Below are 18413 nucleotides of genomic sequence, written 5' to 3' on the forward strand. Positions count from 1 at the left end.
GGAGGGATAACGATGAAACGGAATTATCTTTGTCTGATCGCCGGGCTGTGCATGCTGAGTTCAGTGTCCGGGGCACCCCTGGAGACCGCTTTTACCTATCAAGGCCAACTCAATCAACTGAGTCGTCCGGCCAACGGCACCTTTGATTTTGAGGTCGCCGTGTTTGACGTGGCCGAAAACGGTTCAGCCCTGGCGCCCGCCGTTGTGGTCGAGGATGTAATGGTTGTCGACGGCATTTTTTCCATCGAGCTGGACTTTGGGCTCACGGGGATCAGCGATGAACAGCTTTGGCTGGAAGTCGGCGTTCGCGACGGCAGGCAGATCGCGCTTTTTACGCCACTCACGCCGAGGACCAAACTCGCACCCTCTCCCGCCAGCCTCTACGCACTGAGCGCTGGCGTGGCCGAGACGCTGGCCATCGGCAATCTCATTACGGTGGCAACGGTCGGCGGGGATTTCTCATCCGTTGCTGCAGCGCTGAACAGCATTTCCGACGCCAGCCCGGAAAACCCCTATCTGGTGCAAGTCGGTCCTGGTGAGTTTACGGAGACCGACCTGGTAGAGGTGCCGGGCAACGTGCACCTGCGAGGCAGCGGTATCCAGGCGACCACCCTTGTCAGCGAGCGAACTGCCAGTCAGAACAACCCGGATGCCGCGACGCTGCAGCTGCTCGACGCCGCCCAAGCCAGCAATCTGACGGTGAGAAACCGCGGCGCCTCGGCAATCTCTCTCGGTGTATTCATGTCCAACGACGTAACGCTCAGCACCATCCTGGAAGACGTGAACGTCATCCTCGACGACAGCGGCGGCCTTGGCCATACGGCGATTTACCTGCTGGACGCTTCGCCCACGATCCGCAACGTCCGCGCCCAGGCCAGCGGCGCTACAGCCGTGAATGCGGGGCTCGCCAGCATCAACAGCACTGCCGGATTTCCCCGGGCGTTGATCAGAAACTCAGTCTTTCTTGGTGCCGAAGTTTCAGAACTCTCCTGTAGCGACAACTCTGGTACCGGTATCGGTATGTTTTTGTCCGAGTCCTCGCCTGAGGTTTACGACAGCATCATCTGCGGTGATCATCGCGGAGTGCAGCTCTCGATCAACGGCAATCCCCGCTTTCAGCGTTCGCAAATTGCCGTCAGCACTGCTTCAAACGCTTTTCTGCTCGAATCTTCCGGCGGATCGATTGGTATTGCCAACTCCCAGCTGCGCTTTTTTGACAACAGCAGCAAGCTGACCGGGTCCGGCGGGTCGCTCATCTGCCTGGACAACTACGACATCAATTTCAGATCGCTGGTCGACGGATTCGGGACGGGGACCGCCTGCAACCAGTAGCACCAGTGGGGTGTCGCCGGTCTTAGCCCTCCCGGCTGGCGGCGCCTCACTTTTTCTTTCGATGACGGTCCCGGGCCGGCGGCGGATTCAGCCGGCTCAGATTCAGCCGCTGGCCGCACACCCAGGTTTTCTTGAGCGATCGAAAAACCTCACCGGGCATACCGGAGGGCAGGTCGACGGTCGAGTGATCCTGCTCGATATTGATGCGTCCGATGTAACGTGAATCCAGCCCCGCCTCGCTGGCGATAGCACCAACGATGTTGCCCGGCTTAACGCCGTGCTGGTGCCCAACGTCGATCCGGTAGCGGTCCATGCCCTTCTCCGGCTTGTCGCCGTCTCGCCGGCCTTTGCCGCCGGAACGACGCGAATCTTCGCGAGGCCCTCGCGCTTTGTCGTTCCCTTTTTGCCCCCGCGGTTTGTCTCCCTTGTGCCGGCTGCGTTGATCCCGCTCTTTGAAAGCAGGCGGATTCGGTTCGTCCTTCAGCAGCAGCGGCTGATCCCCAAGCGCCAGCTTGGCCACCGCAGCGGCGATATCGAGGGCGGGCACGTTGTGCTCCTGCTGGTACTGCTCGAGCAGCGACCGAAGAAACTCCAGCTCGCCGGCGGCCAGGGTATCCGTAATGCTTTGTTTGTAGTCCGCCATCCGCTTGTTGTTCACCATCTCGGTGGTTGGCAGCTCGAGCCGGGCGATGGGCTGGCGCGTGGCGCGCTCTATCGTTTTGAGCATGCGCCGCTCGCGCGGGGCGACAAACAGGATCGCCTCACCCTGGCGGCCGGCACGGCCCGTCCGGCCGATGCGGTGGATGTAGGCCTCTGCGTCATAGGGGATGTCGTAGTTAACGACGTGCGTGATCCGGTCGACATCGAGCCCCCGGGCCGCCACGTCCGTGGCTACCAGAATGTCCAGCGATCCGCGCTTCAGACGATCGATCACCTGTTCGCGGTTTTTCTGCACCATGTCGCCGTTGATCGCCGCCGCGGCGTGGCCCCGAGCCTCCAGCCGCTCCGCCAGCTCGGTAGTCGCAATCTTGGTGCGCACAAAAATGAGCGTGGCGTCGAACGGCTCAACCTCGAGCACCCGGGTCAGGGCGTCCAGCTTGTGGAGGCCGCTTACCACCCAGTAACGCTGATTGATGGTATCGGCGGTGGCGGTCTTGGCTGCGATTTCGATCGTCGCCGGGTCTTTCAGATGGCGCCGCGCGATCCGTTCAACTTCTTTTGGCATGGTCGCGGAGAACAGGGCCATCTGCCGCTCCCCCGGCGCCTGTTCCAGGATCCACTCCACGTCGTCGATGAACCCCATGCGGAGCATCTCGTCAGCCTCGTCCAGCACCAGCGCCTTGAGGTTTTCCAACTTGAGTGAGCCACGCCGCATGTGGTCCATGACCCGCCCCGGCGTACCGACCACCACCTGCACGCCTCGGCGGAGCTGGCGAAGCTGCTGGCCATATTCCTGGCCACCGTAGATCGGCAGAACGTGAAAACCCGGCATTTTGCTGGCGTAGCGCTGGCAGGCCTCTGCGACCTGAATCGCCAGCTCGCGCGTGGGCGCCAGCACCAGCAGCTGCACCGCTTTGGACTTCAGATCCAGCCGGGCCAGGAGCGGCAGGGTAAAGGCCGCGGTTTTGCCGGTGCCGGTGGGCGCGTGACCCAGCAGGTCGCGTCCTTCCAGCAACACCGGAATCGATTGCGCCTGAATTGGGGTGGGGTTTTCGTAGCCGACGGCGTCTAGCGCCTTCAGGAGACTGTCTGGCAGCTCGAGCTCAGCGAAGGTTAATGGCGCTTTTGGAGAATCGTTCATGAGCAGTTCCGGCGTCAGACCGGGCATAAGGGGCGCGCAGTATACCCGCCTCGCGGCCATATGGCGGTGTCGGGTTCCGCTGAGCCACTGCGTATCCCCTGTATGAACCAAGTCAGGGGACACACCATGAAACACGGAACGTTGCTGATTTTTTTGCTGATTTTCCAGGGGATTGCGGGCGCGGCACCGCTGGAAAGCGCCTTTAGCTACCAGGGTGAGCTGCAGCAGGGAGGGCAACCGGCGAACGGCCAGTTCGACTTCTCGTTTGCTTTGTTCGACGTAGATACCGGCGGCTCGCCGCTCGGCTCAGCGATTGAGCTACAGGACGTTTCGGTGGTCAACGGCATCTTCACCGTGCAGCTCGACTTCGGCATCTCACCGTTTGCCGGCGATCAGCTGTGGATGGAGATCGAAGTGGGCCCTGACGTTTCGGCTCAGCCACTGGAACCGCTCCTGCCTCGCCAACCCGTCAGCGCCGTTCCGTATGCACTGCACGCCGAATTCGTCGCCATGGGTTCGGTGGGCTCGGGCGAAATCGCCAGCGGCGCGGTGGGGAGTGCGCAGATCGACGAATCTCAGGTGCAGCAGCGGATTCAGGGCACTTGTAACGCGGGTACGGCGGTGACCGCCATCAGCGAAAGCGGCCAGGTGACCTGTCAGCCGACCGGCGACAGCGACTGGTCAGTCAGCCAAAACTTCGTCACCACCGACGGTGGCGCCGGCGTGGGCGGCGCTACGGGCCCAGTGGGCTCGGGGACGTTTGTGGTGCAAGACTACGACGCAGACGATCTTGATGCGTTCGGCGGTATGTACGTTGATGTCGACAAGCTGGCGGAGGAAAAACCTTTTTACGGCTACGCCGTGGCGGGACAGCCGCGGGCGTTTACGGAATTCGATGAGCAGACCGATCAATTTCGGGTCTGGAACGGCGCCTATACGCTGATCCTGGATCGGGAGGCTCGGCTGGGTGTGGGTGGCGCCGTTCCGGAACAGGCGCTGCACGTGAGGGGAAATACGCGCATCGAAAGCCTCAGCCACTTTGGGACAGTCAATCGGGCGGTGCTCGCCAACGTCGACGGGGACCTGGTTCTGGGGCCTGAAGTGGAGAGTAGCCGAGTCAAAGCTATTTCACACACGGCTTTCGATCTCGCAGACCCCACCGCCAGTGCAGAGCGCGTTCAGGACTTCCAAGGCGTTTACCTGGAAAAGGCCAGCGGTTTTTTCGCCGATCTCTTTGCACCTCTGGACTTGCCCAACGGCTCGGTTATCACGGCACTGGAGTTCTTTTACGTCGATGACTCGGCCGGCCAACTGACCTTGCAGCTACGTCGAAATGAACATGCAACCAATAGCTCGACTCCGATTCTGAGCGGACAAACATCCAGTGCATCCGCAAACGTGAGGACGCTGGCGTTTCTAGATCAGAACATTGTTGTAAATAATCAGGTGGGAACGCTGTATCTTGCTGGCTCGGTGTTCACCGCCAGCGACTTTAACCTACAGATCCGATCAGCCAGGGTCACCTACGTTGAGCCATAATTCGTCGGGGCGCTAGCGCGTCATCCAATGGGATGGGCCCAGGTCCGCGACCAGCTCATCGCGCAGCTGGTCCGCCAGGTTACTGTTGAAGGCGCAACGAGCGCTGGCCATCTCCCAAAGCCGGTAGCTTAAGCTAGGCGGCTCTGGGCGCAGAACCTCAGTATCCTCGTTCAGGGTGCACGACTCCCGAAGCTGCGCGATGCGGGCCTCCATCGAATCGGGTGCCGCTGCACTGACTTCTGCAGCTGTGGCGCCAACGGCCAACAGCCAGCGCGCCCTGGCCTGGCCAAGCGCTCGTGCGGCGCTGGTACTCGAAGGTGGTGGGGACCGATCGTATTTGGCCAGCAGGCCCGTCGCCATATTCAGTCTGCCGACATCCACGGCGAGGAGAATCTGCTCCGCCGCCAGTAGATGTTCCATCCGCTTTCCTTGGGGAATAACCAGTGTCGCGGCTTCAGCCAGCCGTTCACCGGCAGGGGCAAAATCTCCCTGCATCCGATGGATGGTCGCCTGCCGTATGATGGCGAACGACGCTAAGAAGGGCTCGCCGTCGGTGCTGGCCCGAACTGCGGCCTCGGCCTCTCGATACCGCTTCAGCGCCTCGCGGACTCGGCCAAGGTCAAGCGCGCGGGTGCCAAGAACCACCTTTTCCCTGACTTGAGCCGTAGGACGACCTGGAAAGGCAGCCATGACCGCCTCATGCATCTGGCTAGCCAGCTCATAGCGGCGTTGGTCACTTACAGCTACCCGGCTGGCCATAATGGCGATGAGGCCATAAGCGTTCAGCTCACTTTCACTCGAGATGTCTTTGATCGAATTCAGGTACGGATCGGTTAGCTGACTGACCCGCTCGTTTTCCCCCTGCTCGGCAAGCGCCCAAGCGAGTCGCCCTAAAGCTCCGAGCTCCAAATCGAATGGAATGCTGTCTCGAGACTGTTTGGCCAGATCGAGAGCGTCGCCAGCGAGCCGCGCCCCATCCTCGAGGTGGCCGTTGTCGATCGCGCCTTCAGATAGTGCCAGCAGCGCGTTGACGTGCTCAGCACCGCCCCGTAGCTCACTTTCTTCAATGAGAGGCAGGGCCCTGGCCATCGCGTCCACAGCGGGCATCGCTTCGCCCCTATAGTCCAGCGCCGAACTCAACAGCCTCAGGATCCGAACCTGGGCTACCGGATCTCTAATTTCATCAACCTCGTCGACCGCCTTGTGCAGGAACTGACCGACCGTCGGCGACGTGCTGTAGTCGGAATTGAGGCTTGTTAAAGACCGCTCTAGAAAGCTCAGCATACGGTTTGCACGCGCTGCCTCGAGTTCCGCCAGGTCACGCTGCTCGCGGATCTCGCTTTTCTGACCGACGTAGACACCGGCGCTGCCCAGCATCCCCAGCAACAGGACCCCCAGCACGGCGCTTGCGGCCCGGTGCCGCGCAACAAGTCTCGTGAGGCGGTATCGCCAGCCGCCGGCCCGAGCCTTGACTGGCTGTCCCCTGCGGAAGGCATGCAGGTCTGCTTCGAGGGAGTCGATGCTGGCGTAGCGTTCGGCAGGATCCTTTCGCAGACACCTCTGGATGATGGCAGCGAGGTCGGTCGGAATACTCGCCGGGAGCTTGGGCTCTGCCCACAACACCTGCTCAAACTGTGCCGAGACATTGTCCGCACTGACCGGCGGGCGGCCGACGGTCGCAGCGAAGAGCAACGCGCCAGCCGCATAGATATCGGTTGCCGTGCCGGTAGGCCGCTGGTCGATTTGCTCTGGCGCCGCGAACGCAGGCGTGTACGCCGAGTGGGTCTGTTCGGTGTGATCTGAGGTGTCGTCCAGCAAACGCGCAACACCAAAATCCAACAGCCGAACTCCGTCACCTTGCTCAAGCATAACGTTGCCGGGTTTGAGGTCCAGATGGGCGATCAGCCGCTGATGTGCATGGGACAGAATTCCACAAAGGTTAATCACCAGGTCGGCAGCGGCGCGCGGCGGCAGCACGCCGTGCTTCAATCGGTCAGACAGGGTTTCACCGTCGACCAGCTCGACCACCAGCCAGGGGGAGCCATCGTCGAGGACACCACCGTCAAGCAGCGTAGGAATGCCGGGATGATCCAGGCTGGCGAGCAGCCGGCGCTCGCGCTTGAAGCGACGCAGCGCGTCGTCGTTGGCCAACCGGCCGACCAGCACCTTAAGCGCGCCACGCTGCTGAAAGCCCTCGCCGCTGCGGGTGGCATGAAAGACCATCCCCTGACCACCGCTGCCCAGCCGGTCGCCGATGCGCCAGGCGCCGATTTGATCCAGGCTAGCGAGGGCGCCGATCAAAGACACTTACCTAGCGTCTAGCTTGTTAAGCGGGCCCACCTATTGAACCATCCAGTGCGCCGCGCCCAGCACTCTGACCAGGTCGTCACGCCTTTGGCCTGCCTCGACAGTCTCACCGGCACAGCGCGCGCTGGCCATTTTCCACAGCCGGTAGCTGAGACTTGGCAGGTCAGAGGCCTGCGGCTCGGGCTCTTCGACAAGACTGCAGGACTCTCTCAACCCCGCAATACGGGCGGTCAGTGAACCGGGCGCTGCCGCCATCACGGCTTCAGCCGACTCGCCCTTAGCCAACATTAGGCGCGCCTTTGCCTCCCCCAGCGCCTGCGCAGCGCTGGTGCCAGGGTTAGGCCACGACAATTCCTGGTCAGCCAGTAGCTTTGAGGCTTCGTCGAGTTGGTTGGCGTCCACGGCCAGCAGAATCTGCTCTGCCGCCAGCAGCTGCACCATGCGCTGGCCCTGACTGCTCGTCAGTGGCTCCGCCACGGCCAGCCGTTCAGCGGAACGCGTAAAGTCACCCTGGGTTCGGTGAATGGCCGCCTGCTGCATGATGGCGTAGGACGCCACAAATGGTTCGCCGTCGGTGGCGGCCCGAGCAGCGGCCTCCGCATCCTCAAACAGCTTCAGCGCCTCGACAACGCTGCCAAGCGCCAGCGCCCTTCGACCGAGGACCACCTTCTCCCTCACGTGGGTCGCGGGGCGATCGGGGAATGCTTCGAGCACCGCGTCATGCATCTGGCTGGCAAGCTCGTAGCGACGCTCATCGCTTTCCGCTACCCGCCCCGCCATGATCGAGAGCATGCCGTACGCGTTGAGCTCCTCATCGTTGGCGATGTCCTGCATGGCGTCCAGATAAGGGGTGGTGAGCTCTCTCACCCGATCGTTCTCACCGTTTTCGGCCAGGCCCCAGGAAAGCTGCCCGACCGCGGCGAGCTCGTACTCGAGCGTCACGGGACTGTTTTCCATTCGGGCCAGGTCCAAAGCTTCCTCAGACAGTCGGATGGCTTCCGCGGTCCGCCCATTGGCAATCGCCTCGTCCGAGAGCGCTAGGAGTGCATTGACGTGGAGATCCCCGCCCCTCAGTTCGGTACTTTCCAACAGAGGCAAAGCCAGGGCCATAGCCTCGGTAGCCGCGGCCTTTTCGCCCTGACCATGCAGGGCCAGGCCCAGCAGGTTCAGGAGGCGAGCCCGGGCTACGGGATCACTGATTTCCTCCGACTGATCCACCGCTTGACGCAGGAACTGTCCCACCGTCGGTGACGCATTCAGGTTCGAATCCAGCCCGGCCAGCGCTTTTTCCACAAAATCGAGCATGCTGTTTGCGCGCTCTGCCTCAAGCTGCGCCAGGTCACGCTGCTCGCGGATTTCACTTTGCTGACTGACATAAACGCCCGCGCTGGTCAGCACCCCCAGCAGCAGGAGGGCCAGCGCCGCGCTCGCCGCTCGGTGCCGGGCCACGAGCTTGCCGAACCGATACCGCCACCCGCCGGCTCGTGCCGTAACGGCCTGGCCATCACGAAAGGCCTGCAGGTCTGCCTGCAGGGCGTCGATGCTGGCGTAGCGCTGTGCTGGCTCCTTGCGTAGGCAGCGCAGGATGATGGCACCCAGGTCGGTTGGCACACTGGATGGCAGCTCAGGCTCTTCGCGCAGAATCTGTTCCAGCTGGGCTGAAACGTTGTCCGCGGAAAACGGTGGGCGACCAGTCAGCGCAGCAAGCAGCACCGCTCCGGCGCCATAGATGTCCGTGGCCGTGGTGGCTGGCTGCTGATTGATTTGCTCTGGCGCGGCAAAGGCGGGGGTATAAGCGGGGCCGGTTTGCGCGAGCGCGTGAGATGCGTCGTCGACCAGCCGGGCAATTCCAAAATCCAGCAGCCGAACCCGGCCACCTGAATCCAGCATGACGTTGCCGGGCTTGAGATCCAAATGCGCAATCAGCTTCTGATGCGCGTGTGAGAGGGTGTCGCAGAGGCTGATCCCGAGATCGACAGCCTCATCCTGCGGCAGCGGGGCCTGCCGTAGCCGGGTGGAAAGCGTTTCGCCCTGCACCAGCTCTACCACCAGCCACGGGGAACCGTCTTCGAGAACCCCTCCGTCCAGCAGCGTCGGAATGCCCGGGTGATCCAGGCTCGCCAGCAGCCGGCGCTCTCGCTCAAAGCGGCGTAGGGCACTCGGATTGGCCAATCGGCTGTTGAGCAGCTTCAGGGCGCCGCTTTGCTCAAAGCCTTCCCCGCTGCGGGTGACGGCATAGACGGTTCCCTGGCCACCGCTGCCGAGCGGCTTTCCGACACGCCAGGCGCCGATCTGCTGGTACTCATCGAGGGCCTCAGCTTCCTCCAGGTCTGCGAGTACGCCGCCAGGCGTTAAGGACTCCAGCGCGCCACCTTGCCGCGCCAGCGCTCCCAGCAGCGCCTCAACCTGCCCAACCACTTCGCTGTCGTACTGCGCCGTGATCGAACGCAGCCAGTCTGCGCGTTCTGCCTCGGGAAGATCGAGCGCCTGGTCCAGCAGCGCCTCGATATCAGCCCAGGAACTCAGGCTGCGCCCCTTCCATGCCCATCGCGAGCAGCGCTTTGGCCTTCTGCCAGTCGCGCTGGGCCGTGCGTTCGGTCACGCCGAAGATGTCGGCACATTCCGCTAGCGTGTAGCCGCCAAACACTCGACACTCCACCAGCTCCACGAGGCGCTCGGAGTGGCCGGCGAGCCGCTTCAACGTGTCGTCCACGGCGAGCAGCGACTCCACCTGATCGGAGACCAGCCCGTCAGCCGTGGCTGGCTCCGGCGGCGTCCGCTTGCCGGCTTTGCGCGCCCTGATCCGGTCGATCAGGATGTTGCGCATGGTGCGGGCACACAGGGCGTAGAAGCGGTTTTCATCGGACGTGTCGAGCGAGCGGCTGGCCACCAGCTTGAGAAAAAGTTCATTGACCAGCGCGGTGGTGTTGAGCGTCGGCGAAGGTCCCACAGACCGACGCGCTGAGGCCGCCAACTGGTGCAGCCGGGCATAGGCCACCGGCAGCAGATCGTCCAGCGACAAATCGGCCGGCAGTCCTGAAGCCAGATTGCTTGCGTTGTCCGCGGCCGGGTCGACGTCCTCGTCTGCCCCATCGGCCTCTCCAGGGCGACCAGCGCCCGGCGGTGTGCGATCCATGCATGAATATTACCACCGGTGGCCGGTCCCAAACGTGAATCCATCGATGACAAAGGTTGCCGATTCGATCGAGTTATCCAAACCAGGGCTACCGGTGCGCCTATTCGAAACTGTCGGCGAACAAAACGTCGTCATAGCCGTAGAAAAAGGCGGCGCCCGTGCGCACGTCGTTGGCGTCTTCCGCGGTGATGTCGCCGGCCACGGTCAGGATCTGTCGCCCACCCTGGCGCACCGCCAGAGCTGCGCTGAACCCGTACTCACGTACGTTGCTGGGCGCTGGAAAGGTGGGTACCGGGTTCCGATCCACTTCTCGCCAAAGGCCGCTGCTGCGGGAAAACAGGTAACCGGCGTCCTGGGCACCGGCCCACAGGAGGTTGCCGACCAGCCCAATCGATTGGCCAAACGAGCTGATGAATTCCGGCTGGCTGGGAAGCAGATTGATCGCCTGACCCCAGTTGTCCACCCCGCCGAGGTTACGTTCGAAAATCAGAATCGATCCGTCGTTACTCACCGAGGGCGTCTCATCACCGCCGCCCTGCAGGTCACCGACAGCGACAACGCTCTCGGTCGCCGCCACCGCAATGCCGAAGCGGGCCACGCTGACGTTTTCAGAGCGCTCAAGGGTCCGGCGGAGCATCCAGCCGGTTGGGCCATTTTGATAGATGTAGGCCCGGCCTACCTCACCCAGATCCGCAACCCGATAACCCGGTAGACCAACCACTAGCACGTCACCGCTGATCGACACTCGAGCCCCAAAACCGGCCAGCCGCTGGACGTCCGGCGCCGGGATTTCCAGCACCTGGCTCAGGCCCCAGTCGGCTCCGTTTAGCTGATAAAGCAGCACCTGGCCCACGTCGTTGCCGTCATTGCTGCCGAGATCAATCCAATCGGTCCGCCCCGCGCCGATCGCCATCCAGTTGCCGGAGATGGACACATCGTTATCCAGATCTCTGTCCCGGCGGTCGGCGCTGTCTTCCAGCACTACCTGCTGACTGAAGCCCCAGTTGTTTAGTCCGCCGGCGTTTCGCTGATACAGCAATGTGCCGACATTGTTGCTCGCCACCGCCAGCCAGTCGCCGTCCAGCGCCAGCCGAGCGCCGAGGCGACGAAGATTACGGGGCTCCGCCGCGCGATCGAGCGTCTTTACAAAGCGCCAGTTGGGTGCCGGACCTTCCTCATACCGCAGCAGGTAGACCTGCCCTTCCTGGCTGAAATGGAGAGACGCACCCACCATGGCGAAGTCGCCGTCCATGACCACAGCGTTGGCGAAACCCTGGGCGGTGCCGGGCAGCAGGTCGATATCGCTGCGAAAGATCTCGTCGGTAGCGGCTAGATCCTGCGCCCGAAGGCTGCTGGGGTGTAACGTCAGCAGCATCGAGCCCAGGATCAGCGTCGAAAAAACACATTTCATGATGGACCTCAAACACGGGTTGCATGCTTAAGGTACGAATCGCGGTGGGAAAACCCGACAGCCGGAACGGAGCACCGGCTGCCGAGGTGACAATCTTTTGGGTTATTCGCTCGAGTCTGTGCTGAGCCAGCGGCTTTGCTCATCCATCAGCGTTTTCATATCCGCCCGAGTCTTGGGCAGCTTCTCGGCCGGAATATCGAGATGGTTGAGCGGCAGCTCCTGCTGGTATTGCTCAAACACCGGCGCCACCACCTCCAGCGGATAGCGCGGGATATAGCGACCCTCGCGAAACTCCGCGATCGGAATCTCGGCCTGAATGATGGTTTCGTTGTTGGTCGGGTCCTCGGCAAGCACCTTGCCGTCCGGGGCGACGATCAGCGATCCGCCGCCATACTTGGCGTAGGGGCCGTCCGGCGGGAACGTAATGTTGGACATCGCCGAGTAGAAGCGGTTGAAAAACGCGGTAGCCCGCACGTCCTCTTTGGAGAAAAGGGTTGAGGTCCGGAACATGATCTCAACGCCGCGCATGGCGTAAGCCGCGAAGACAAACGGATCGAGCTGCACCGTGCTCACCGCAATGTTGCCGTATTCGGTACGCAGCACCGGGAACATGGCTTCGGTCCCGTACATTTCCTGGTAACGATCGCGTACGTTTTCGATAGTGGTTGTCGGGATCTCGCCGTCGCTGCCCAGGCGCTTGACGTTGCGGGTCTTCCAGTATCGCTCGGCAACCTTCCCGTCTCGGCCGATGACCGCGTTGATACTGAGGATATGGCCGGGCCAGTCGTTATCGTTCGCGTAGCTGCCAAAGATGATGTACGTGTCGCAGTCTTTTGCCACCTCGCCGAGCGCGTCGGTCTCGGGACCTGGGATCTTGATTGTGAACTTCAGCTTCTCTTCCCGGGTCCCGGTCGAATAGCCCGTCAGGGGAAACTCGTTGAACAGCAGAAAGTCCGGCTTCATCCCGGTGCTGCAGGCCTTTTCCGACAGCTCCACCATGCGAGCGAGGTTGGTCTCCAGCCCCTTGGCCACCGTCTCAGCTTCCTGGAGGTTCTGCACGCCGTGCTGAATGACTTTCACCACCACCGAGTCTTTTTCCAGGGGAACGGTCGGATAGCTGCCGTCTTTGTTTACCAGCGTCGGGACGGCTGAGTCCTGCGCCATAGCAGCCGTCACGAAAAGGCTCAGCAACAGGCCAACGACGAGGGTAATGGCGCGAGGTGCGCTCAGAGGCAAGGGTGAAGGCTTCATAAGCGTGGTTTCCATAGGTTTGATGGTAACTTTCTCGTACTGGCGACTACTACAGCGGTCGATACTGATTGTTGGGACCCGGCGTGGCGTACATGATCTCGCTGGGCTCCAGGATATCGACGCGGTGCCAGGTGCCTTTCGGCACAATCAGGCCGTTGCCCGGCGTCATTTCGATCGGCGGTTGATCCGTATCGAGCAGCACAACCCGCACGCGGCCGGAAATCAGGTAGAGCGTTTCGTCGCCGTCGGGATGCATCTCACCCGCGTGCGGCGAGTTTTCCGACATGCGGGCAATGCCGATGGTCAGGCCTTCAACCGGGATCCCCGGATCATGCTGGGCCGGATGGACTTGGGCCTCCAGGCCGTGCGTGAGGCCCACCACCGCAGTCGCGGGATCGAACATTGTGGCTTTGCTGATCATGAGTTGCGCCGTGGTTCCACCGGATCCTTAGTGTAAGCCCACCTGGCCAGGGGGCAGAAGCATCCTGTCTAAGAAAAATACTTACGGCACACTTCTGCCGGGTCGACTATGCTTGTGCACCCAAAGTTGGGCAGGTCTGGAGGAAATCATGAAAATTGTGTTCTACATCATCATCATTCTGGTGGCTCTCATCCTCGGCTCATCGGTCTACATGGCCTTCAGCTCGCGCAGCAACCCACCGGCCCTCGGCATCACCAACAATCAGTTTGCCGCCTGCCCGGACAGCCCTAACTGTGTGTCCAGCGACGCGGAAGGGCCCGACCACGGCTTTCCCACCCTGGCTTTGACCGCAGACGCCGAGTGGAGCGCGATTGTCGCTCAGGTGAAGCAAACGGACGGCGTCACCGTGACCGAAGAATCCGCTGACTACCTTCGCGCGGAGGCACGCACCCCGCTGTTTGGCTATGTCGACGACCTGGAGCTGCATCACCGCAGCGGCCAGCTGGCGCTGCGCTCCTCTTCCCGTGTCGGACACTCTGACATGGGCGCCAATCGGAAGCGCCTGACCGACCTGCAGGATCGACTCAAGGCAGAGGGCCTGATCCAGTAAGCCGTCCGAGTTTCGACAATCATGACCCAGAAGGATCTGGCCCGGTGTGAAACCGCCATGGAGCGGGCGCTCACCTTTGAGGAGTGGCGGCAGGCTGCCGGCGAGTTCGACGAGCTTGCCGGTCACAACGAGTGGAAGCGCGAGAAGGAGTGCGTGCTCTACGACTACCGACTGATCGCCGCTCGGACGTCGCTGCTCCGGCGCTTGCGTCGCGAAAATGAGATTGACCGTCTCACCTTCTACCTGCGGGAGGAGCTGCACGGAAACCTCGGCAACATCGCCAACCCGGCGCTTTACCAGGTGGCGCGGGTTGGCACCAAGAAGGCGATTACCGACTACCTGGACGAGGTCGTGTCAGCGCTCGACCATCTGTGCGACGGGCGCTTCGAAGGTTTGAGCGAAGACAGCAAGCGGGTCTTCTTCAAGCGGGCGGCGCAAAGCTTCGGGCGCTCGGCGCTGCTGCTCAGCGGCGGCGCTACGCTCGGGCTGTTTCACCTGGGCGTCATTCAGGAGCTATGGCTGCAGGGGTTGCTGCCCCGCGTTCTGTCTGGCTCCAGCGTCGGCAGTATCATCGCCGGCGTGGTCGGCTGTCATACGGATGAGGAGCTTGGCGACCTGTTCGACCCGGCCTACCTCGATCTCGAGTGGTCGCGCATCATGAAGCTCCAGCACATCATGAAGGGCCAGGGCGTGCTCGACCCGGCGGTCCTGCAGCGCTCCATCGACCGCAACATTCCCAAGATGACGTTTGAGGACGCTTACGCCCGGACCGGCCGCAAGCTGAATATCTCGGTCTCACCCTCAGACCCGCATCAGTTTCCGCGCCTGCTCAACTACCTGACCGCACCGCATGTTTTTGTCCGGCGCGCTGCGCTGGCCTCCAGCGCCATTCCCGGGCTGTTTCCGCCGGTGGTTTTGACGGCCCGAAACTTCAGCGGTCGAACCGTTCGCTATATGCCCCAAAGCACGTGGATCGATGGTTCGGTGCACAGCGACGTCCCCAAGACCCACATCAACCGAATGCACAACGTGAATCACTACATCGTCAGCCAGGCGAACCCGCACGTGGTGCCTTTTATGGGTGATGAGGACAAAGAGCGGGGAGTGGTTCCTTTCCTGAAGCAGCTCCTGATCTCCGGACCGATCCATCAGATCACCCACATCCTGGAAGCGGCCCAGCAGAATCTTGAGGTGCCGGGGCTACAGTCCCTGATCAACCACGCGCACGCAATCTCCTCACAGACCTACAGCGGGGACGTGACCATTCATCCAAAAGCGCAGTGGCGAGACTACGTGCGGACCTTTTCCAACCCGAACCCTCGCCTGTTTCAGCGGCTGGTGCTGTCTGGACGTCGCGCCGTGTGGCCGGAGATCGAGCGCATCCGAAACACCACGCGCGTCAGCCTCGCCTTCGACCGCTGCCGCAAGAAGCTCGGCAAAGGCATCGACCTCTAAACGCCAGGGTCAGGCCGTGCGGCCGCCGTCGATTGGGAGGGTGACGCCGTTGACGTAGCCTGACGCGTCCGACAGCAGCCAAGTGACCAGTTCAGCAACATGCTGCATGTCGCCGAATTTTCCGATCGGCACGTCCGCCAATAGCTTGTCGAACATTGCCGGCGACTGCTCCCGAAAGACCTCCATCTTCTCAGTCTGGATAATTCCTGGAGCAATCACGTTAACCCGGATATTGTCCGGCCCAAGCTCCAGCGCCGCCGATCGAGAAAGCCCGATCAGCCCCCACTTGGCGGCACTGTAGTCGGCCATGGTGGCAATACCCTGGACACCCGCTGTCGAGCTGTTGTTCACGATCGACCCGCCGCCGCTGGCTCTCATCAGCGGGATGGCCGCACGCAGCAGGTAGAACACGGAGCTCAGGTTCACCGCCAGGGTATTCTCCCAGCGCTCCAACGGCGTTTCGTCGATGGTTGACGCACCCAGCGTGTCGCCGAGGTTGTTGAACAGACCATCGAGGCGGCCGTAGCTTGCCTCAACGTCGGCCAGCAGCTTGACAACGGAGGCCGGATCGACGCCGTCGAAAGGCAGCGCAGTCGCCTGGCCGCCGGCCGCCTGGATCTCTTTTGCTACCGCCTCACAGAGATCCACGCGCCGGGCCGCGCAGATGACGGTGGCACCACAGGCACCGGCGTGGATAGCGGTTCGTCGCCCCATGCCGGTACTGGCGCCGGCGATGAGGCAGACCTTACCGGCCAGATCGGTCATAGAACCGCGCAGACCGTCTTGGTTTCCAGGTAGTTTTCCACGGCCTGCTGACCGCTTTCCCGTCCCCAGCCAGACTGCTTAAGCCCACCGATCGGCAGGGTTGCGTCGTACATGGAGTGGCTGTTGATCCACACCGTGCCGGCCTGCAGATCCTCCGCCATGTGGTGGGCGGTGCTGAGCGATTCAGTCCAGATGCTCGCGGCGAGTCCGTAGTCGGAGTCGTTCGCCAGAGCCAGCACTTCATCCGTTTCGTCAAAAGGCGTCACCACGCAGACCGGGCCAAAGATCTCCTCGCGCACGATCGACATCTCCGGACCGACATTGGCCACGACCGTTGGCTGGACGAAGCTGCCCGGGTCGTCGAGCGCACTACCGCCGGTGACCACCTCAGCCCCATCCTCGCGGCCCTCTTTGATGTAGCCCAGAACGCGGGCCTGCTGTTTTTTGCTGACCAGCGGACCACATTGCGTCGTCTGGTCAAGACCATGTCCCAGCTTCAGCCCGTCAGCGTAGGCGCTCACACCTTCCACCAGCTGATCGTAGATCGATCGATGGGCGTACATGCGCGAGCCGGCCACACAAACCTGCCCGGCATTAAAAAAGATCGAGTTGGCCGCGCCGCCGATCGCCGCTTCCATGTCGGCGTCGCCCATGACAATCACCGGCGATTTGCCGCCCAGCTCGAGGGTGACGCGCTTCAGGTTGTGGCGGGCATATTTCAAAATCTGCTTACCGACCCCGGTGGAACCCGTGAAGGCCACCTTGTCGATGCCGGGATGTTTGGCCAGCGCTTTGCCCGTCTTTTCACCCCGGCCGGTCAGGATGTTGATCACACCCGGCGGGAAGCCCGCCTCGATGGCCAGCTCGCCGAGCCGCAGCGCGGTCAGTGAAGTGTCCTCCGCAGGCTTTAGAATCACCGTACAGCCGGCGGCCAGCGCAGGTGCCAGCTTCATGGCCGCCATAATGATCGGCGAATTCCAGGGCACGATGGCGGCGACTACACCCACCGGCTCCTTCCGGGTATAGGCATGGATACGCTTACCCGGCGGCTGGTACGCAATCGACGTTGGGATCTGCGTTCCCTCAAGCCGATTGCACTGGCCGGCGAAAAAGCGGAACTGCTCCACGGAACCCGGAATCTCGGCCCAGCGGCCAACCCCCAACGGCTTACCCTGATCGAGCGTCTCGAGCTCCGAGAGCTCGTCGATGTTCTCCTCCATCAGGTCGGCCATCCGCCACAGCAGGCGCGAGCGCGCTGAGCCCGTCAGTCCACGCCAGGCGTCGGAGGTAAGCGCTGCCCGGGCCGCGCTGACGGCCTGCTCCACTTCCGCTTTACCCGCTTCGGGGATGTCGCCAAGCACTTCTCCAGTTGCCGGATCGAGCGTGTCGATGCGGTCCAGGTTTGGCGGATCGATCCACTCGTTGTTGATCAGCAGCTGGTGTCGACGCTTGCTGAGAAAAGCTGTGGTACCCGGCTTGAGATCAAAACTGGCTGCAGCCGTCAGGTCATTCATGGGTCAACTCCCATTGTTTTGCACGTTGAAGATGATCGGCAGCGCCGATCACGGTTGAGACGTCGGAGGTCGGCTCGGCGATGGCGGCCTGGACACTGCCCTCGGGGCAACGATCGGCCAGCTCCGCAAGCGACCGGGTGATCGAGCCCACCGCCGCCGCGGTTACCCGTGTCGGCGCGAGAATCAGGCGATAGCCCTCGCCTGCCACCATCGAAACCGACTCGGCGTCGGGTTGTTTCAGGATTGCGGTGTTGAAGACCCTCGGCGTTTCAGCCGGAAGCGCGTCTCTGAGCGCCGCGCGCTCGGCGGCATCCCGCAAGCCCTCGACAAACACCAGGTCGGCGCCCGCCTCGGCATACGCTGCCGCGCGTTCGAAGGCGCTATCCACACCTTCGGTATAGCGGGCATCCGTGCGAGCGCTGATCAGCAGCTCAGAATCGCCGCGGGCGTCCTGCGCAGCGCGCAGCTTGGTCAGCATGTCGGCGAGCGGGATAACCGGCCGCTCCAGCGCACGGTCACTAGGCTTTACGGTCTGCTGGTCTTCCATCTGGACGCAGGCAGCGCCGGCAAGGTTCATGGCTCGCACCGTCTGGTAAACGTTAAAGGCGTTGCCGAAGCCGGTGTCGATGTCCGCGCACACCGGAATGCCGACTCGCTCAACAATTCGGCGCGTCACGTCGGTCAGGAGGGTCGCATCGGTCAGCCCGATGTCGGGCCGCCCCAGGTGAACTTGGGCAACCGCCGAGCCCGACACAAAAATCGCCTCGAAGCCGGCCCGGTCCGCCGCCAGCGCGGCCAGAGTGTCAGCGACACCCGGCGCGATCACCGGCGAGCGCCGGTCGAGAAGGGTTTTTAAGCTGCGAGCGCCCAT

Annotated in this window: 14 protein-coding genes; 4 read left to right on the top strand and 10 right to left on the bottom strand. The window is 62.5% G+C overall.

The genetic code is table 11. From position 1 onward, the window contains the following. The first annotated feature begins 12 nt into the window (after positions 1 to 12). Complete coding sequence (locus AAF358_02510; GenBank protein MEM7704392.1) at positions 13 to 1332, top strand: hypothetical protein; 1320 nt, start codon at positions 13 to 15, stop codon at positions 1330 to 1332. A 46-nt stretch (positions 1333 to 1378) separates the two neighbouring features. Here AAF358_02510 and AAF358_02515 read toward each other — a convergent pair whose 3' ends face one another. Beyond that, entirely contained in the window at positions 1379 to 3133 is a 1755-nt protein-coding gene (locus AAF358_02515) for a DEAD/DEAH box helicase (GenBank protein ID MEM7704393.1), read from the bottom strand. Between the two features lie 126 nt (positions 3134 to 3259). Between AAF358_02515 and AAF358_02520 the strand changes: the two genes are divergently transcribed. After that, positions 3260 to 4672, top strand: a complete 1413-nt coding sequence (locus AAF358_02520; GenBank protein ID MEM7704394.1) for a hypothetical protein — start codon at positions 3260 to 3262, stop codon at positions 4670 to 4672. Between the two features lie 12 nt (positions 4673 to 4684). Here AAF358_02520 and AAF358_02525 read toward each other — a convergent pair whose 3' ends face one another. From AAF358_02525 to AAF358_02550, 6 genes are all read right to left on the bottom strand, one after another. After that, the gene (locus AAF358_02525) at positions 4685 to 6973 is read right to left on the bottom strand and encodes a serine/threonine-protein kinase (GenBank protein MEM7704395.1); all 2289 of its coding nucleotides are present in this window, start codon (positions 6971 to 6973) and stop codon (positions 4685 to 4687) included. 39 nt (positions 6974 to 7012) lie between these two features. Next, positions 7013 to 9397 carry a serine/threonine-protein kinase gene (locus AAF358_02530; GenBank protein ID MEM7704396.1) on the bottom strand — a complete coding sequence of 795 codons (2385 nt, stop codon included), beginning with the start codon at positions 9395 to 9397 and terminating at the stop codon, positions 7013 to 7015. A 91-nt stretch (positions 9398 to 9488) separates the two neighbouring features. After that, the gene (locus AAF358_02535; protein MEM7704397.1) at positions 9489 to 10115 is read right to left on the bottom strand and encodes an ECF-type sigma factor; all 627 of its coding nucleotides are present in this window, start codon (positions 10113 to 10115) and stop codon (positions 9489 to 9491) included. A 100-nt stretch (positions 10116 to 10215) separates the two neighbouring features. After that, positions 10216 to 11526 carry a hypothetical protein gene (locus AAF358_02540; protein MEM7704398.1) on the bottom strand — a complete coding sequence of 437 codons (1311 nt, stop codon included), beginning with the start codon at positions 11524 to 11526 and terminating at the stop codon, positions 10216 to 10218. A gap of 102 nt (positions 11527 to 11628) precedes the next feature. Continuing rightward, complete coding sequence (locus AAF358_02545) at positions 11629 to 12777, bottom strand: nitrilase-related carbon-nitrogen hydrolase (protein MEM7704399.1); 1149 nt, start codon at positions 12775 to 12777, stop codon at positions 11629 to 11631. 49 nt (positions 12778 to 12826) lie between these two features. Then, entirely contained in the window at positions 12827 to 13198 is a 372-nt protein-coding gene (locus AAF358_02550) for a cupin domain-containing protein (GenBank protein ID MEM7704400.1), read from the bottom strand. A gap of 148 nt (positions 13199 to 13346) precedes the next feature. Between AAF358_02550 and AAF358_02555 the strand changes: the two genes are divergently transcribed. Beyond that, the gene (locus AAF358_02555) at positions 13347 to 13808 is read left to right on the top strand and encodes a DUF1499 domain-containing protein (protein ID MEM7704401.1); all 462 of its coding nucleotides are present in this window, start codon (positions 13347 to 13349) and stop codon (positions 13806 to 13808) included. A gap of 21 nt (positions 13809 to 13829) precedes the next feature. Beyond that, on the top strand, positions 13830 to 15263 hold the full coding sequence (locus tag AAF358_02560) for a DUF3336 domain-containing protein (GenBank protein MEM7704402.1): 1434 nt from the start codon (positions 13830 to 13832) through the stop codon (positions 15261 to 15263). 9 nt (positions 15264 to 15272) lie between these two features. On the opposite strand, the gene AAF358_02565 is transcribed toward AAF358_02560, so the two are convergent. From AAF358_02565 to AAF358_02575, 3 genes are read right to left on the bottom strand one after another with little or no spacing between them, the layout of a single operon-like run. Beyond that, positions 15273 to 16028: an SDR family NAD(P)-dependent oxidoreductase gene (locus tag AAF358_02565; protein MEM7704403.1), complete on the bottom strand. Its 756-nt coding sequence runs from the start codon at positions 16026 to 16028 to the stop codon at positions 15273 to 15275. Next, positions 16025 to 17542, bottom strand: coding sequence for an aldehyde dehydrogenase family protein (locus AAF358_02570; protein MEM7704404.1), 1518 nt, complete (start codon positions 17540 to 17542; stop codon positions 16025 to 16027). Before AAF358_02570 ends, AAF358_02565 begins: the two co-directional genes overlap by 4 nt. Beyond that, positions 17535 to 18413 (bottom strand): isocitrate lyase/PEP mutase family protein, encoded by an 879-nt coding sequence (locus tag AAF358_02575; GenBank protein MEM7704405.1) that lies wholly within the window; start codon positions 18411 to 18413, stop codon positions 17535 to 17537. The genes AAF358_02570 and AAF358_02575 overlap by 8 nt, the downstream gene beginning before the upstream one ends.

It is taken from the genome of Pseudomonadota bacterium (assembly GCA_039033415.1).
Classification (GTDB): domain Bacteria; phylum Pseudomonadota; class Gammaproteobacteria; order Xanthomonadales; family SZUA-38; genus JANQOZ01.

Bases quoted from the DNA above. Each gene is read 5' to 3' on its own strand.
- AAF358_02510 (MEM7704392.1), top strand. From the start codon at position 13: ATGAAACGGAATTATCTTTGTCTGATCGCCGGGCTGTGCATGCTGAGT.
- AAF358_02515 (MEM7704393.1), bottom strand. From the start codon at position 3,133: ATGAACGATTCTCCAAAAGCGCCATTAACCTTCGCTGAGCTCGAGCTG.
- AAF358_02520 (MEM7704394.1), top strand. From the start codon at position 3,260: ATGAAACACGGAACGTTGCTGATTTTTTTGCTGATTTTCCAGGGGATT.
- AAF358_02535 (MEM7704397.1), bottom strand. From the start codon at position 10,115: ATGGATCGCACACCGCCGGGCGCTGGTCGCCCTGGAGAGGCCGATGGG.
- AAF358_02540 (MEM7704398.1), bottom strand. From the start codon at position 11,526: ATGAAATGTGTTTTTTCGACGCTGATCCTGGGCTCGATGCTGCTGACG.
- AAF358_02545 (MEM7704399.1), bottom strand. From the start codon at position 12,777: ATGAAGCCTTCACCCTTGCCTCTGAGCGCACCTCGCGCCATTACCCTC.
- AAF358_02550 (MEM7704400.1), bottom strand. From the start codon at position 13,198: ATGATCAGCAAAGCCACAATGTTCGATCCCGCGACTGCGGTGGTGGGC.
- AAF358_02555 (MEM7704401.1), top strand. From the start codon at position 13,347: ATGAAAATTGTGTTCTACATCATCATCATTCTGGTGGCTCTCATCCTC.
- AAF358_02560 (MEM7704402.1), top strand. From the start codon at position 13,830: ATGACCCAGAAGGATCTGGCCCGGTGTGAAACCGCCATGGAGCGGGCG.
- AAF358_02565 (MEM7704403.1), bottom strand. From the start codon at position 16,028: ATGACCGATCTGGCCGGTAAGGTCTGCCTCATCGCCGGCGCCAGTACC.
- AAF358_02570 (MEM7704404.1), bottom strand. From the start codon at position 17,542: ATGAATGACCTGACGGCTGCAGCCAGTTTTGATCTCAAGCCGGGTACC.
- AAF358_02575 (MEM7704405.1), bottom strand. From the start codon at position 18,413: ATGGGCGCTCGCAGCTTAAAAACCCTTCTCGACCGGCGCTCGCCGGTG.